The 14,959-nt window shown below is 70.3% G+C and carries 15 protein-coding genes; 7 read left to right on the plus strand and 8 right to left on the minus strand.

From position 1 onward, the window contains the following. Positions 1-12: 12 nt before the first annotated feature. From AC0IY0_RS26060 to AC0IY0_RS26075, 4 genes are all read right to left on the minus strand, one after another. Entirely contained in the window at positions 13-1,863 is a 1,851-nt protein-coding gene (locus AC0IY0_RS26060; protein WP_471766141.1) for an ABC transporter ATP-binding protein, read from the minus strand. 86 nt (positions 1,864-1,949) lie between these two features. Further along, positions 1,950-2,882, minus strand: a complete 933-nt coding sequence (locus AC0IY0_RS26065) for an ABC transporter permease (RefSeq protein WP_147940037.1) — start codon at positions 2,880-2,882, stop codon at positions 1,950-1,952. After that, entirely contained in the window at positions 2,848-3,807 is a 960-nt protein-coding gene (locus AC0IY0_RS26070) for an ABC transporter permease (protein ID WP_147940038.1), read from the minus strand. Before AC0IY0_RS26070 ends, AC0IY0_RS26065 begins: the two co-directional genes overlap by 35 nt. Before the next feature lie 16 nt (positions 3,808-3,823). After that, entirely contained in the window at positions 3,824-5,614 is a 1,791-nt protein-coding gene (locus tag AC0IY0_RS26075; protein ID WP_471766142.1) for a peptide ABC transporter substrate-binding protein, read from the minus strand. Positions 5,615-5,832: 218 nt separating this feature from the next. Here AC0IY0_RS26075 and AC0IY0_RS26080 point away from each other — a divergent pair, with 218 nt between their 5' ends. From AC0IY0_RS26080 to rpsI, 5 genes are all read left to right on the plus strand, one after another. Then, on the plus strand, positions 5,833-7,251 hold the full coding sequence (locus AC0IY0_RS26080; RefSeq protein WP_471766143.1) for a M20 family metallopeptidase: 1,419 nt from the start codon (positions 5,833-5,835) through the stop codon (positions 7,249-7,251). A 160-nt stretch (positions 7,252-7,411) separates the two neighbouring features. Next, on the plus strand, positions 7,412-8,728 hold the full coding sequence (locus AC0IY0_RS26085) for a nucleotide sugar dehydrogenase (RefSeq protein ID WP_471766144.1): 1,317 nt from the start codon (positions 7,412-7,414) through the stop codon (positions 8,726-8,728). A 61-nt stretch (positions 8,729-8,789) separates the two neighbouring features. After that, entirely contained in the window at positions 8,790-9,374 is a 585-nt protein-coding gene (locus AC0IY0_RS26090) for a CoA-binding protein (RefSeq protein WP_419828635.1), read from the plus strand. Between the two features lie 217 nt (positions 9,375-9,591). Further along, complete coding sequence (rplM, locus tag AC0IY0_RS26095) at positions 9,592-10,053, plus strand: 50S ribosomal protein L13 (protein ID WP_147855873.1); 462 nt, start codon at positions 9,592-9,594, stop codon at positions 10,051-10,053. Positions 10,054-10,055: 2 nt separating this feature from the next. Then, on the plus strand, positions 10,056-10,541 hold the full coding sequence (gene rpsI / locus AC0IY0_RS26100; RefSeq protein WP_419828634.1) for a 30S ribosomal protein S9: 486 nt from the start codon (positions 10,056-10,058) through the stop codon (positions 10,539-10,541). Between the two features lie 286 nt (positions 10,542-10,827). Here rpsI and AC0IY0_RS26105 read toward each other — a convergent pair whose 3' ends face one another. After that, a complete protein-coding gene (locus AC0IY0_RS26105) occupies positions 10,828-10,962 on the minus strand; it encodes a hypothetical protein (protein WP_274533107.1) in 135 nt (44 codons plus the stop codon). A 55-nt stretch (positions 10,963-11,017) separates the two neighbouring features. Here AC0IY0_RS26105 and AC0IY0_RS26110 point away from each other — a divergent pair, with 55 nt between their 5' ends. Continuing rightward, positions 11,018-12,208, plus strand: a complete 1,191-nt coding sequence (locus tag AC0IY0_RS26110; protein WP_471766145.1) for a DUF3829 domain-containing protein — start codon at positions 11,018-11,020, stop codon at positions 12,206-12,208. 205 nt (positions 12,209-12,413) lie between these two features. Here AC0IY0_RS26110 and AC0IY0_RS26115 read toward each other — a convergent pair whose 3' ends face one another. Beyond that, a complete protein-coding gene (locus tag AC0IY0_RS26115) occupies positions 12,414-13,268 on the minus strand; it encodes a hypothetical protein (RefSeq protein WP_419828632.1) in 855 nt (284 codons plus the stop codon). 144 nt (positions 13,269-13,412) lie between these two features. Between AC0IY0_RS26115 and AC0IY0_RS26120 the strand changes: the two genes are divergently transcribed. Beyond that, a complete protein-coding gene (locus AC0IY0_RS26120) occupies positions 13,413-13,811 on the plus strand; it encodes an ABC transporter ATP-binding protein (protein WP_147940046.1) in 399 nt (132 codons plus the stop codon). A 14-nt stretch (positions 13,812-13,825) separates the two neighbouring features. Here AC0IY0_RS26120 and AC0IY0_RS26125 read toward each other — a convergent pair whose 3' ends face one another. Together AC0IY0_RS26125 and AC0IY0_RS26130 are read right to left on the minus strand one after the other, a co-directional pair. Next, on the minus strand, positions 13,826-14,239 hold the full coding sequence (locus AC0IY0_RS26125; protein ID WP_471766146.1) for a hypothetical protein: 414 nt from the start codon (positions 14,237-14,239) through the stop codon (positions 13,826-13,828). Positions 14,240-14,262: 23 nt separating this feature from the next. Further along, positions 14,263-14,955: a hypothetical protein gene (locus tag AC0IY0_RS26130; RefSeq protein ID WP_147940048.1), complete on the minus strand. Its 693-nt coding sequence runs from the start codon at positions 14,953-14,955 to the stop codon at positions 14,263-14,265. Positions 14,956-14,959 lie beyond the last annotated feature (4 nt).

Genomic DNA, 14,959 nt, shown 5'->3' on the forward strand with positions numbered 1-14,959 from the left:
CGCAGTCGCCCGTCACGCCGCTGCCATGAGCGTCGTGGCGCCCTCCCAGTCGGCGCCCCAATCCTGCACCACGTGGCCTGGGGAGACCTCACGGTACAGCCGCTCCGGCGGCGCGTAGTCCGGTGCCCGGATCGGGCTGCGGATCTCGTCGTCCGGCAGCGCGTGACGGTCCCGGCGGCGGGCAGGGTCGGGGACCGGGACGGCGGCCAGCAGCTTCTTCGTATAAGGGTGCTGGGGGTCGCCGAACACGGCCGCGCGGGGGCCGATCTCCACGATCTCGCCGAGATACATCACGGCGACCCGGTGACTCACCCGCTCGACCACTGCCATGTCGTGGGAGATGAAGAGATAGGCGAGCCCCATCTCGGCCTGCAGGTCGAGCATCAGGTTGACCACCTGTGCCTTCACCGAGACGTCGAGCGCCGAGACCGCCTCGTCGGCCACGATCAGGCGGGGGCGCAAGGCCAGCGCCCGGGCGATGCAGATCCGCTGGCGCTGGCCGCCGGAGAACTCGTGCGGGAAGCGCCCCGCGGCCTCGGCCGGCAGCCCGACCCGGGTCAGCAGCGCTTCCGCCCGCGCGCGCGCCTCGCGACCCGTGGCTAGGCGGTTGATCAGCAGGGGCTCGGCCACCGCGGCGCCGACGCTCATGCGCGGGTCGAGACTGGCGAACGGGTCCTGGAAGATCATCTGCATCCGCTGGCGCCGCAGGCGCAGGGCCTTGGGGTCGAGGGCGGCGACGTCCTCGCCGTCGAGCAGGACCGAGCCGGAGAGCGGCTCGACCAGTCGCAGGATCGAACGGCCGGTGGTGGACTTGCCGCAGCCGGATTCCCCGACCAGCGCCAGAGTCTCGCCGGCCGCCAAGCTGAACGAGACCCGCTCGACCGCGTGGACGCGCCCGGTCACCCGGCCGAACAGGCCGCCGCGCATCTCGAACCGGGTGGTCAGGTCGCGCACCTCCAGGATCGGGCGCTCGGCCGCCTTGACGGTGTCGGGGGTTTCGGGCGTCGGCTCGGCGACGCCGGTGGCGCGGTCGATCACGGGGAAGCGCATCGGCCGGGCCCGCCCCGCCATGGCGCCGAGCCGCGGCACGGCCGCCAGCAAGGCCCGGGTGTAAGGATCCTCGGGCGCGGCGAAGATCCGGGCGGTGGGGCCGGCCTCCACGGCGCGGCCACGATACATCACCACCGTGCGGTCGGCGATCTCGGCGACCACGCCCATGTCGTGGGTGATGAACAGGACCGACATGCCCTCCTCGTCCTGGAGGCTCTTGATCAGGTCGAGGATCTGGGCCTGGATCGTCACGTCGAGCGCCGTGGTCGGCTCGTCGGCGATCAGGAGCTTGGGCCGGCAGGCCAGCGCCATGGCGATCATCACCCGCTGGCGCATGCCGCCGGAGAACAGGTGCGGGTATTGATGGATCCGCGACCGGGCGCCCGGGATCCGGACCTTGTCGAGCAGCCGGACCACCTCGGCCTCGGCGCCGGCCCGCGACAGGCCCCGGTGCCGGATCAGCGCCTCGGCGATCTGGAAGCCGACGGTCAGGACCGGGTTCAGGGAGGTCATCGGCTCCTGGAAGATCATGGCGATGGCATCGCCCCGGACCTGGCGCATCTCGGCCTCGGAGGCGGTGAGCAGTTCCCGGCCCTCGAACCGCACGCTGCCGCCGACGCGGCTGGCGTCCCGGGCGAGCAGCCGCATGATCGACATCGCGCTCACACTCTTGCCGGAGCCGGATTCGCCCACCAGCGCCACGGTCTCCCGGGGGCCGATATCGAATGAGACGCCATGCACCACCTCGCGCCACTGCCCGTCGGAGCGAAAGGCGGCGGTGAGGTCGCGCACCGAGAGGATCGGATCCGTCACGGGCTCAGCTCCTTGACCAGTCCTGGTTTCAAAAGGTCCGGGACCTTTCGCGGGTGCAGGGCGGAGCCCTACGGCGGAGGTGCCCGTTAGAAAACCCGGCGCGGGTCGAGGGCGTCGCGCAGGCCGTCGCCGATGAAGTTGATCGCCAGCACGGTCAGGAAGATCGCGCCGCCGGGGAACAGCGCCCAGTGCGGGGCGACGTCGAGATGGTCCTTGGCGTCGAACAGCAGCCTGCCCCAGGTCGGGATGTCCGGGGGGAAGCCGAGGCCCAGGAACGAGAGCGTCGATTCCGCGATGATCGCCGCCGAGACCTCGATGGAGGCGGCCACGATCACCGGCCCCAGGGCGTTGGGCAGGATGTGGCGGCGGACGAGGTGTCCGGTGGTGGCGCCCTGCGAGCGGGCCGCCTCGACGAACTCCTTCTCGCGCAGCGTGAGGAACTGCGCCCGCACCAGCCGGGCGACCGGCATCCAGCGCAGGCCGCCGATCACCGCGACGATCATGAGAAAGACGCCGCCCTGGACCCCGAACACGGCCTTCAGGCTGTCGCGGAACAAGTAGATCACCAAGAGCAGCAGCGGCAGCTGCGGCAGCGACAGGAACAGGTCGGTCAACCACATCAGCGCCGGATCGAGCAGGCGGCGCGACATGCCGGCCAGCGCCCCGACCACGACCCCGATCAGGCTTGCCACCGCCATGGCGGCGAAGCCGACCGCGAGCGAGATCCGGCCGCCGTAGATCATCCGGGCGAGCAGGTCCTGGCCAAGGTCGTCGGTGCCGAACGGGTGCGCCCAGGACGGCCCCTGGAGCTGAGCCGAGAAGTCGATGTCGTCGATGGCCAGCGGCCAGACGAGGCCGCCGAACAACACCCCGCCGACCAGCACCGCCAGCACGGCGACGCTGGCCAGCGCCAGCCGGTGCCGGCGGAAGCGCCGCCAGGTCTCCCGCCCAGGCGAGGCCGGGGAGCGGGCCAGGGGGGACGCCTCAACGGAGGGCGATGCGAGGGTCGAGCCAGCCATAGAGCAGGTCCGCGACGAGGTTGAACAGGACGACGAGGCCCGCGAACACGAAGGTCACGGCCATCACCACCGGGGTGTCGTTGGCCAGCATCGCGTCGATCAGCAGGGAGCCTATGCCGGGGATCCGGAAGATCTGCTCGGTGACGATGGCGCCGCCGAACACCGCCGGGATCTGGAGGGCGACGAGGGTCACCACCGGGATCAGGGCGTTGCGGGCGACGTGCCGGCGGGTGACGGTGCCCTCGGTCAGCCCCTTGGCCCGGGCCGTGGTGACGTAGTCGAGGCGGGCGACGTCCAGCGCCGAGGCGCGCACGTAGCGTGTGTAGGAGGCGGCCTGGAAGAAGCCCAGCACCGCCACCGGCATGATCGCCTGCCGCACGCTCTCCCAGGCCCAGGCCAGCCCCGTGCCGGGCAGGTCGGCTTGGTAGACGAAAGGTAGCCAGCCGAGCTTGATCGAGAACAGCAGGATGAACAACAGGCCGGTGAAGAAGGTCGGCAGCGAGAAGCCCACGAAGGCCAGGGTGTTGGCGACCTGGTCGGCCAGCGAGTAGGGCCGGCGGGCGGCGTAGAGCCCGACCGGCACCGCCACCAGCAGAGCCAGGACCTGCGAGGACCCGACCACGAACAGCGTGGTCGGCAGCCGCTGCAGGATCAACGTGTCGACGTTCACCCGACTGGCGAAGGAGAAGCCCCAGTCGCCGTGCAGCATCGCCCAGAGCCAGCGCAGGTAGCGGGTGAAGATCGGGTCATCGAGCCCGAACTTGAGCCGCAGGGCCGCGCGGACCTCCGGGGGCACGTTCGGGTTGGCGGCGAGCTCGCCGAACGGGTCTCCCGGGGCAAGGGCCAGGACGACGAACAGGATCAGGCTGATCCCGAGCAGGCTCGGGATCGCGATCAGGAGCCTGCGCAGGATGTAGGCGCCCATGGCGCGCGGCTCCCGCTCAGGCCTCCCGGCTCCATTCGGGCAGGAACGCCAAGTCGTTGTCCCAGCCGCTGCGCGGGGCCACCAGCTTGGCGGCGGCCCCCGAGACCTCCGCCCGATGGATCAGCGGCAGAATGTTCTCCGAGACCGCGAGGTCGTTGGCCTTGATCAGCAGGGCGGCGCGCTTGACCGGGTCGAGTTCGGCCTGGGCGTCCCTGTAGGCGGCGTCGTAATCCGCGTTGCGCCAGCGCGCGATGTTGCGGCCCTGCCACTTGTTGTCCTTGGTGGCGGCCTCCCACGAGACGTACTGGAGCAGCCAGGTCGAGGGATCGGCCTGGGTCATGCTGATCGCGTACATCTCCATGTCCGCGTAGAAATGCGGGAACGTGTCCGGGTTGGCGGTGTCGGAGGAGAAGAACACCGAGCCGGTGACCGATTTCAGCTCGATCTCGATCCCGGCCTTGGCCGCCGCCTGCTTGATGATCGCCTGGGTCTTCTGGCGCGGGGCGTTGATCGAGGTCTGGAACAGCAGCTTCAGGCGCTTGCCGTCCTTGGCCCGCACGCCGTCCGAGCCTCTCGCCCAGCCGGCCTCGTCGAGGAGCGCGTTGGCCTTGGCCGGGTCGAAGGCGAAGCGGGTGTTCTTGGAGACGAAGCGCTCCGGGCCGTTGACCGAGTTGGCCGTGGCCCGGCCGGTCCGGCCGTAGATGTAGTCCTGGATCGACTTGCGGTCGACCAGCAGGTTCATCGCGTGGCAGACCTTCGGGTCCGAGAAGGCGGGGTGCTTGGTCTTGAGCGAGGAGCGTTCGCCGTCGACCTCGATGTTCGGGTCGGTGGTGTTGAGCAGCAGGAACTCGAGCTTGCCGCCGTAGACGACGTCGACCCGGCCCTTGCCGCCGGTCTCCAGGCGCTTGAGCACCTCGTCCTCGACGAGCAGGTTCCAGGCGTAGTCGTACTCGCCGGTCTGGAGCACCGCGCGGGCTGCCGAGACCGCGTCGCCGCCGCCCTTCATCTCGATGGTGTCGAAGTAGGGCCGGTTGGACAGGTGGTAGTTCGGGTTGCGCTCGCCCCGGACGATGTCGCCGGGCCGGAACTCGAGGAACCGGTACGGCCCGGTGCCCACGGGGGCGAGGTTCTGCGGCGCATCCCGGGACTTGGCCCCGGTATAGGCGGCGAACAGATGCTTGGGGATCACCATGCCGACGGTACCCACGAAGGCATCGCTCCAGTACGGCGTCGGCTTGTCGAACAGGATCCGGACGCTGAGGTCGTCGACCTTCTCGACCGTGCAATCCTTGTAGGAGCCGATCGTCACCGCCGCGGTGGCGGGGTCGCGGGCATAGGCCCAGGTGAACACGAGGTCGTCGGCGGTGAGCGGCTTGCCGTCGTGCCACGTCACGCCCGGCTTGATCTTCCAGACCACCGAGCGGCCGTCGGCGGCCAGCCCGCCATTCTCCTTGGACGGGATCTCGGCGGCCAGCACCGGCACGAGGTTGCCGTCCGCGTCCCAGGCGGCGAGCGGCTCGTAGAAGATCCGCGAGGCCTCCTGGTCCTTCGTGCCGATGGCGAAATGCGGGTTGATCAGGGTCGGCGCCTGCCACCAGAGCAGGCGCAGCGCACCGCCGCCGCCGGCCTTCGCCGCCTTGTAGCCGCCCCGGATGTCGGCGGCCATCGCCACCCCGTTGCCTGCCAGCATCAGCCCCGCCATCGGCGCGGAAAGGCCGACGGCCAGCATCCGCTGCACGAAGCCGCGCCGCGACAAGCGGCCGACCTTCACCTGCCCGATGAGCCCGCGCAGATCCCGCTCGTCCATGCACCTATCCCTGATTGCCGCCGCGAACCGCATAGCATCCTTCTGGGTGCGGCTTTGGCAAGGCCCTTGGCAAGGGGCGCGCCAGTTACGCTTGGGGCGAAACGTCGTCGCCGGGGCTCGGCAGCCTGGCCCCGGGCCTGCATGACGGGGCCCGACACGCAGGCCGCCGCACCCGCTATGGATGCGCATCGACGCGAGACACGCTCGGAGACGACGAGATGGACAACCGCAACACCGTGTGGCGCCACGTCGATACGCAGAAGGCGCGGCTGATCGCCCTGTCCGAGCGCGTGTGGGGCATGCCGGAGGTCTGCTACACGGAGGAGCGCTCCTGCGCCGAGCACGCGGCGGAGCTGCGCCATCAAGGCTTCCGCGTCACCGAGCAGGTCGCCGGCATCCCCACCGCCGTGATGGGCGAGGCCGGCGAGGGCGGTCCGGTCATCGCCTTCCTGGGCGAGTACGACGCGCTGCCGGGCCTGTCGCAGGAGGCGGGCGTGGCCGAGCACCGGCCCGTGGAGCCGGGCGGCCACGGCCATGGCTGCGGCCACAACCTGCTCGGGGCGGCGGCGTTGCTGGCCGCGACCGCCGTGAAGGACTGGCTCGCCGAGACCGGCACCCCCGGCCGCGTGCGGTATTACGGCTGCCCGGCCGAGGAGGGCGGTGCCGCCAAGGCGTTCATGGTCCGCGCCGGCGCCTTCGCGGATGCCGACATCGCGATCTCCTGGCACCCCGGCAGCTTCTGGGAGGTGGCGCCCCCGGTGGCGCTCGCCAACACCCGGGCGGACTTCATCTTCACCGGCCGGACCGCCCACGCGGCGGCCGCGCCGCATCTCGGTCGCTCGGCGCTGGACGCGGTGGAGCTGATGAGCGTCGGCGTGAACTACATGCGCGAGCACATGCCCTCGGACGCAAGGGTGCACTACGCCTATCTCGACGCCGGCGGCATCGCCCCCAACGTCGTCCAGGCGAGCGCCCGGGTGCGGTACTCGATCCGGGCGCGGGACCTCCCGGGCATGCTCGCCCTGGTCGAGCGGGTGAAGAAGGTGGCCGAGGGCGCCGCCCTGATGACCGAGACCGGCGTCGAGGTGCGGATCGTCAGCGCGGTGTCGAACCTGCTCGGCAACGACCCGCTGGAGCGGGCGCTCCACGGCGTCATGGAGGACCTCGGCCCCCCGCATTTCGACGCGGCCGACCGGGCCTTCGCCGACGCGATCCGGGGGACGCTCAGCGACGGCGACATCGATGCCGTGTTCCGCGCCATCGGGCTGCCCCGTACGGAGGCACCGCTCGCCGATTTCCTGGTCCCGCGCGACGCCCCGCGCAACCCGGCGGTGGGCTCCACCGATGTCGGCGACGTGAGCTGGGTGGTGCCGACCGTGCAGGCCCATGCGCCCACGGTGGCGATCGGAACCCCGTTCCACACCTGGCAGGTGGTCGCCCAGGGGCGCAGCCCGGCCGCCCACAAGGCGATGGTCCAGGTCGCCAAGGCGATGGCCGCCACCGGCGCCCTGGCGCTCACCGATCCGGCCCTGCGCGCGGCCGCCAAGGCCGACCTCGCCCGCCGGGTCGGCGCCGTCGGCTACGTCTCGCCGCTGCCGCCGGAGGTGGCGCCGCCGCTGCGGATGTCGGTGGGGTGAAGGCGGCGGCGGGCCACGCGCGCCTTTCCCACCGCAAAGAGGGGAGGGAGCGCGGCTGCCGTGACGGCGTTGCACCGTCACCGCCTACCCCCGCATACCGAAACTCGCCCGGAGCAGGTATGACCCGATCCGGGCGGCACGCGTCCCGCACGGCATCACGATGGACGTCACTCCCTCCGAAGAAACATGCGTGGCCATCGTCGGCCTGGGCTATGTCGGGCTGCCGCTCGCCCTGGCGTTCGGGCAGGGCCTGCGCACGATCGGCTACGAGCGCGCGACCGCCAAGGTCGCGGCCTACCGGGACGGGATCGACCCGGCCGGCGAGATCGAACCGGAGGCATTCCGGGCAGCCCAGCACCTGTCGATCACCGACGACCCGGCCACCCTGTCGAGGGCTGACGTGATCATCGTCACGGTGCCGACGCCGGTGGACGACGCCCAGAGCCCGGATTTCAGCCTGCTCACCGAGGCCTCGGCGCTGGTCGGGCGGCACATGCGGCCCGGGTCGACCGTCGTGTTCGAATCCACAGTCTATCCGGGCGCCACTGAGGAGGTCTGCGTGCCCGTGCTGGAGCGGCATTCCGGCCTGCGCTGGAAGGCCGATTTCTGGGTCGGCTACTCGCCGGAGCGGATCAATCCCGGCGACCGGGAGCACAGCCTGGCCAAGGTCGTGAAGATCGTGGCCGGCGACACGCCCGAAACCCTGGACCGACTCACCGCGCTCTACGGGACGATCATCGAGGCCGGGATCCACGCGACCTCGTCGATTCGGGTCGCGGAGGCCGCCAAGGTGATCGAGAACACCCAGCGCGACCTGAACATCGCGCTGATGAACGAGCTGTCGCAGATCTTCGACAAGCTCGACCTCGACACCTTGGAGGTGCTGCGGGCCGCCGGCACCAAGTGGAATTTCCTGCCGTTCCGCCCGGGGCTGGTCGGTGGCCACTGCATCGGGGTCGATCCCTATTACCTGACCCATAAGGCCGCGATGGTCGGCCACCATCCGCAGGTGATCCTGGCCGGGCGGCGCATCAACGACAGCATGGCGGCCCATGTCGCCCGCAAGACCGTCAAGCTGATTGTCCGGCAGGGGGCCCGCGATGGCGGCAGCGCCCGGGGCGCCAAGGTCATCGTGCTGGGCCTGACCTTCAAGGAGAATTGCTCGGACCTGCGCAACTCCAAGATCGCCGACTTGGTCCGGGAGCTGGCGGAGTTCGGCTGCGCCGTCTCGATTCACGATCCCCGCGCGCGCAAGGAGGAGGCAAGGGCCGTATACGGCATCGACCTGATCGATTGGGCCGACCTGCCCAACCAGGCCGACGCCGTGGTGGTGGCGGTGCCGCACCGGGAGTATGCCGAGCGCCCCCCGGCGGAAATCGCCGCCCGCCTCAGGCCCGGGGGCCTGATCGTGGACGTGAAGTCGCTCTACGACCCGGCCGCGTTCCGCGCGTTGGGGCACGAAGTCTGGCGGCTGTAGAGAGATGTGAACCCGCACGGCCGCCGGCCCTGCGATGATGCGGCGGGAGCGGATCCGCGACATGCACGAGACCAGCGTCACCGAGGAGCCGGGCCGGGATTTCGCCGCCCGGCACGCGCGCTATCCCGACGCGCAGATCCGCAGGATCTTGAACGACACGCGCACGATCGCGCTGGTCGGCGCCTCCGCGAACCCGGCCCGCCCGAGCTGGATCGTGCTGAAATACCTGCTCGACCGGGGCTATGCGGTCATCCCGGTCAATCCCGGGCTCGCCGGGCAGGAGCTGCTCGGGCGGCGGGTGGCGGCCGCGCTCGCCGAGATCCGTGAGCCGATCGACATGGTCGAGATCTTCCGCAACTCTGCCGCCGCCGGCCCGCTGGTGGACGAGGCGCTCGCCCTCGACCCGCCGCCGAAGGTGATCTGGATGCAGCTCGGCGTGCGCGACGCCGCCGCCGCCGCCCGGGCCGAGGCCCGCGGCCTCGCGGTGATCATGAACCGTTGCCCGAAGATCGAGTACGGCCGGCTCTCGGGGGAGATCGGCTGGACCGGGGTGAACTCCCGCATCATCACCGCGAAGAAACCGGTTCTGGCGGGCCGGGGCGTCCAGAGGCTCACCATCGCCGAGCGGGGCAAACGCCCGGAGTGAGGGACGCGGTATCATGATACCACTAAGGCGAAGTCATTCCAGAACAAGCCGTTTTCGTGGTTTTGATTTTATCGGTTGACGTGTCGGGGATCCCCGGCTATCCACCGGTCGTCGCCGCCGCGTGCTCCCCACGCGGCGGCTCGTTTTTCGGCACCCCGAGGCTGTCCGCGTCCCGATCCGTCGGGGTTCCGGCGCGTCGGAACCCTGGGATCTCACCATGAAGACCACCTCGCTAAAGCCCGCCGAGGTCGACAAGAAGTGGATCGTGATCGACGCGGAAGGCCTCGTCGTCGGCCGCCTCGCCTCGATCGTCGCGATGCGCCTGCGCGGCAAGCACAAGGCCGCCTACACGCCCCACGTCGATTGCGGTGACCACGTGATTGTCGTCAACGCGGACAAGGTGAAGTTCACCGGCCGCAAGTACGTCCAGAAGCGCTACTACTACCACACCGGCTATCCGGGCGGGATCAAGGATCGCACGGCCAAGTTCATCCTCGAAGGGCGCTTCCCCGAGCGCGTAGTCGAGAAGGCCGTCGAGCGCATGCTGCCCCGCGGCCCGCTCTTCCGGCAGATCCTCGGCAACCTCCGCGTCTACAAGGGCGCCGAGCACCCGCACGTGGCCCAGCAGCCGCAGGCGCTCGACGTCGGCGCCCTCAACCGCAAGAACGTGAGCGCTTGATCATGGCGACCCTCCAGTCCCTCGCCGACCTCAACCGGGCGAATACCGGCGCGGTCGACCCCGCCAACGAGGCGCCGGTCCACGTCCAGAAGCTGGACGCGCAAGGCCGCGCCTACGCCACCGGCAAGCGCAAGGACGCGATCGCCCGCGTCTGGATCAAGCCGGGCAACGGCACGGTCACGATCAACAAGCGTCCGGTCGAGGTCTACTTCGCCCGTCCGGTGCTGCGCATGATCCTGCGCCAGCCGCTGGAGATCGCCGGCCGCGTCGACCAGTACGACATCAACGTCACGGTCGCCGGCGGCGGCCTCTCGGGCCAGGCCGGCGCGGTGCGCCACGGCCTCTCGAAGGCGCTGACCTACTACGAGCCGGAGCTGCGCGCCCCGCTCAAGCGCGAAGGCTTCCTCACCCGCGACGCCCGCGTCGTCGAGCGCAAGAAGTACGGCCGCAAGAAGGCCCGCCGCAGCTTCCAGTTCTCGAAGCGCTAATCCGCGGTCTCATCGACGGTTTGGAAGAGGGCGGTTCCTGCGGGAGCCGCCCTTTTTCGTGTTTGGACGCAGCGAGGGAAACCGGAATCTGACCGCGATCGGATTGGCTGTCGCGATGTCCGAGTTGGGTGGATTGCGGTCTGTCCGCTGATTGGCGGCAGATCGACAAAGCGGTCATCCAGCATTGCCGATCTACCCCGGGATGAAGAACCCCGGCGGAGACCAGCCAGGCCCACGTAATTATGAGGAAAGGCATCGCCGAGGAGGGTTCGGACCATCTCCTCGGCTACAATCCCGACTTGATCGATGCAACGAGGTCCATGTCGCCATCCGCAATCCCTAGCGTCGTCGTTCCATGACCAAGCGCTTCAACTTCGAGGACCAGAATGCGCAGCACAGCCTCCACGAGAAAGCTCGGCATGTCTCACCGTTCGGCCTGTGCGCTGGCCCTCCTGTCGGGGATCTCGGCCACACCCGTGGTGGCGGTCACGCCGGTGACACCGGTGGGCGTCGAGAGCTGCGACGCCTTCCTGGAAGCCTATGCCCAATGCGCGGCCAGCCCCGGCGTACCGGAAGCCGCTCGCCCCGGCATCCGCCAGGGCATCAACACGATGCGCGAGAGCTTCCGCGACTCGGTCCTGCGCAACGAGGCGGCGCGTCCGACCGTGGCCTATCAGTGCGCCCAGGCTCATGAGGCCGTGCGCAAAAGCTTGGTCGACGCATTCAAATGCGATTTTCCCGCCGCACCCGCGGCCTCACAGGCCCTGTTGCAGAGCCCGCCGCCACCGCCGGGCTCGCCTCGGGCGACCGCCCGCCCGGCGCCGACGCCCGAGGCTCAGGCGCTGGCAAAGGCCAATGCTTACACCGAGGCCCAGAACCACCTCGTCCGGTCGCATCCCCTGGAGCAGCAGTTGGCCGACTACCGGCGCGACAACGAGCGGGTGCTCAAGCTCGGAACGAATTTCGGCGCCAACGCCTGGTACCACTTCGGCATCGTGGATTTCGATGGGGTCATCGACGAGTTGGAGAAGGCCGTTGCCTTGCCGGGCGTCGTGCCAGAGGTGGATGCTCAGGCCTCCCGGCTGCTGGCAGCCCTGCGTGAGGTCAATCCCATCCTGAAGGCGCTCACGCGCTATCAGACCACACGCGAGTTCAAAGAGGATGGCTTCAAGTTCGCCCGCGAGCAGCACGCGATCCTCGTTCCCAGAGTCGACGCGGCCGCCAAGGCGATGGACGCGTATGGCACGGCCCTGTTCGAGCGCGAGATCGCCCGGGATGAGCTCCGCCTGGCGGCGCTGCCGGAGGATGCGCCGGCACGGCGCCTCCTCTCCACCAGCCTCACCCTGCGCCGCGCAGTCCGGCGGTTCGAGGCACTGGGACCGAAGGCGGATGTCGCTCCCTTCCTGGCCGCACTCGGCGAGGTCTCGGACGCCAACCGCCACCTCGGCACGGTTCTCGACGGCATGAGCCCGAAGGCGAACTCATCCTGCACCGGCTACACCGACACGGTTGCAAGCGTGATTGGGCATGGCCGGGACGTCGCCCGGGACATTCGCGCCAAGAGTGATCCGAGCCAACCGGCGCAACGCTTCAACGAGACCTACAACCGCTCGGTACGCGATCTAGAATCTTGCCATAAGAATGAGAGTCGGGTGCGTCCAGGCTGAGGTCAGCCGAAGATCGCTGAAGACAGGACTGATGTCTCCTTCAAGGTAAACGCTCGTCCTTACGCCTCCGTAAGTCTGCGGGGAGACGAGCAGGTTGACGTCAAGGAGCGTACGTTCCACGGGTAGCACCGGCGTCTATTAATGAGGACGGACGGAGAGCGGTCGCTAAACCTTTGCGCGGGATCGCGATCGCGTCGTCCGCTCCTCATCGGGGCCAGTCGAAGTAGCGCCGGGCGGCGCCTCGGCCTTCCGCCAACGGCCTCGTCAGCCGGCCGCGCCGGTCGATCAACCCCCATCGGCCCCCGACCATGGCGGATGGCTCGCGCCCGTCCGAGCGGCAGCCCTGGCAAACCAGGGCCTCGCCGCGGGCGTTGAACGGGAACGACCAGTCGAAATTCGTGGCCAGCACCCGGCGCAGGCGCCGATCGTGAAACGCGACCTTGCCGGCGTGACGAGCGCGCACCAACCCCTGCGCGAAGGGATCCGGCCCGTTGTCGAGGGGGAACACCGGCAGCGCCAGCCCGTCGCGGCGCGCCCAGAGCGAGCCGACTCCATCGACGACGATCTCCGTCACCCCACCCCGGAACGGCATGCGCGCGAGGCGGACGGGGTCGATGCGGACGAAGTCCCCCGCGCGGCGGGCGCAGTGCTCCGTGCGGGCGAAATCCGCGTGGACGTCACGGCAGGCCAGTGGGTAGGCGCCCCCGGCGCGCGCCTGCACGGCCTGCGGCGCGAGGCCGGCAGCAAGCCCCAGGAGGGCGAGCGCACCGAGCACTCTTCCCCGTGCCCTCGGGCTCACCTGAGGCCCCAGCGCCCGAGCGGGCCGGGCGCCCGTGGCGTCGTCCACGAACACGCGCCAGCCGCTGCCGTAGGCGACCTCGCAAACATCCCAGACGAGGCCGGTGTCCGTCCGGGTCGGCACGGCCGTGCCGGTGGTGGCTGTGCCTGTTCCCGCCGCGGCGCACGCCGCGATCGCCGCCGCCTGCTCGGGCTTGAGGCGGCCCGTCGCGGGGGCAGGTCTGGCGGATCGGGAGAACAAGCGGTCCAGGATCGCCAGCACGGTTCGGGCTCCTTGCATCGGCGAACGAGCATGGTCGTCCGGCCCCGGGATGTCACCCGCCCCGGTGCCGGTTGCGGGGCGGCCGCCCGTCAGCCACACCTCCCGGACCGGATCAGGCGGAAGAACCGCATGTCAGGAACCTGGATGTCCTTGAAGCTCGACCACTCCTCCGTGGAGGAACTAGACTTGGCCCTGCGCCTGTATCGGCGCCTGCTGGTCCGCCTGCTCCTGATCCTCGTCCTGGGCTTTGCCGGGGTGATCGGCTTGGCCAAGCTCAGCACGATCCTGTCGCCGCCCTACGGCGTCTACTTCCTCGGGCAGGGCCTGGTGACCTGGGGGCTACTCGGCCTCCTCGCCCTGCTCTTCGCGGAATTCTGGTGGGAGGGCCGCCAGATCGGCAAGGCCCTCAACCATCCCGGCCTGCTGGATGCCCCCATCGCGGGGCTGCTGGGCGGCCTCGCCGTGATCGGTGAGCGAGCCGCCGCCATCGGGATGGAGCCCAGCTTCTTTCACGGCCCCCTGCGGCCGATCCGCCGGCGCTGACGGGTCCGTGGCGCTCAGCGCGCCGGCCCCTTGCGCGCGACCAGACTGTCGCGGTGGACCGCGAGGCTCGCTCCCGCGCTCGCGAGGGTGACGGCGCAGCCGAGGGCGGGCAGCGTCCAGTCCTCCGCCCGCCACAGGGCCGCCGCGAGACACGCGCCGGCGCCGAGGCAGGCCAGGGCCAAGGTGGAGCGCCAGTTCCGCACCGCGCGCGGCTCGAACCGCACCAGGCCGTTCACCCACCAGACCAGGGGGAGCATCGACAGCCAGTAGAGGGGTTGGGCACGGGTGGGGCCGTGTGGTCCGGGCACGAGGCAGCCGATGACCGAGATGGTGGCGGCGACGCCCGCTACGAGGGCGAGCCCGGCCGCCACGTTCGAGGGACGGTCCTGGCGCAGGCGCGGCCGGTAGGCCGGGTAGCGTCGGATCATAGAGCCTCCTCCCGGGCCGGCGCCTACCGCTTCCAGGCCGCGAGGCGCGCCAGGACGTAGGCCGGCACGCGGTCGGCCACGTCGAGGTTCTCTGGGCGCAGGGAGAAATCGTAGGTCAGGCCATCGCGGTGGACGAGGTAGGTGCAGGTGGAGACCTCGCGCCCGTCCGAGGTGTCCGAGGCGAGGCAGCTGTGCGGCGTCTGGTCGGCCGGCCGTGCCGCTTGCTGGGACGGGAGGCGGTAGAAGCGCCGGTGGTCGACGCCTTCGGAATAGACGAGGCGCTCGCCGCCGTACGGGTCGGGCCGCCACGGTGCGCCCTCGGCCAGCCGCGCATCGAAAGTGCCCCATTGCCGGGCGTGGCGGAATGCGAAGTGGCGACCGTCCGGGTCGCCCACGACGTGGACCACGAGGTCGGTGGCGAACGGGCCGGCATGGCCGTGGCTGAGGGGGCTGTAGCCGGCGAGGCCCGCCGCGACCTCGGTGGCGGGCAGCATCAGCCAGAGCGCGTCCGCCGGCTCCCGGCCGAGCCCCGGGAGCGCGTCGAGCCAGGGTAGGCGGAAGTTTCGGGAAAACTCGTAGGCGTGCGGCACGGCGTACGCGGTCCCGATGAGGCGGTACCGCGTGGTGCCGAACTGGCCCTCTGCCGCAAAGGCCGCGAGCACGAGGGGCAGGCCGAGGAGCGCAACGAGGAGCGCCACGCGTCGCGAGGGACGCATGCGG

Source organism: Methylobacterium sp. AC315 (genome assembly GCF_979253755.1).

Coding starts and splice junctions, on each gene's coding strand:
- rpsI (WP_419828634.1), top strand. CDS start 10,056: ATGGCGACCCTCCAGTCCCTCGCCGACCTCAACCGGGCGAATACCGGC.
- AC0IY0_RS26075 (WP_471766142.1), bottom strand. CDS start 5,614: ATGGACGAGCGGGATCTGCGCGGGCTCATCGGGCAGGTGAAGGTCGGC.
- AC0IY0_RS26130 (WP_147940048.1), bottom strand. CDS start 14,955: ATGCGTCCCTCGCGACGCGTGGCGCTCCTCGTTGCGCTCCTCGGCCTG.
- AC0IY0_RS26065 (WP_147940037.1), bottom strand. CDS start 2,882: ATGGCTGGCTCGACCCTCGCATCGCCCTCCGTTGAGGCGTCCCCCCTG.
- AC0IY0_RS26120 (WP_147940046.1), top strand. CDS start 13,413: ATGTCCTTGAAGCTCGACCACTCCTCCGTGGAGGAACTAGACTTGGCC.
- AC0IY0_RS26125 (WP_471766146.1), bottom strand. CDS start 14,239: ATGATCCGACGCTACCCGGCCTACCGGCCGCGCCTGCGCCAGGACCGT.
- AC0IY0_RS26070 (WP_147940038.1), bottom strand. CDS start 3,807: ATGGGCGCCTACATCCTGCGCAGGCTCCTGATCGCGATCCCGAGCCTG.
- AC0IY0_RS26080 (WP_471766143.1), top strand. CDS start 5,833: ATGGACAACCGCAACACCGTGTGGCGCCACGTCGATACGCAGAAGGCG.
- AC0IY0_RS26090 (WP_419828635.1), top strand. CDS start 8,790: ATGCACGAGACCAGCGTCACCGAGGAGCCGGGCCGGGATTTCGCCGCC.
- AC0IY0_RS26085 (WP_471766144.1), top strand. CDS start 7,412: ATGGACGTCACTCCCTCCGAAGAAACATGCGTGGCCATCGTCGGCCTG.
- rplM (WP_147855873.1), top strand. CDS start 9,592: ATGAAGACCACCTCGCTAAAGCCCGCCGAGGTCGACAAGAAGTGGATC.
- AC0IY0_RS26105 (WP_274533107.1), bottom strand. CDS start 10,962: ATGCCGAGCTTTCTCGTGGAGGCTGTGCTGCGCATTCTGGTCCTCGAA.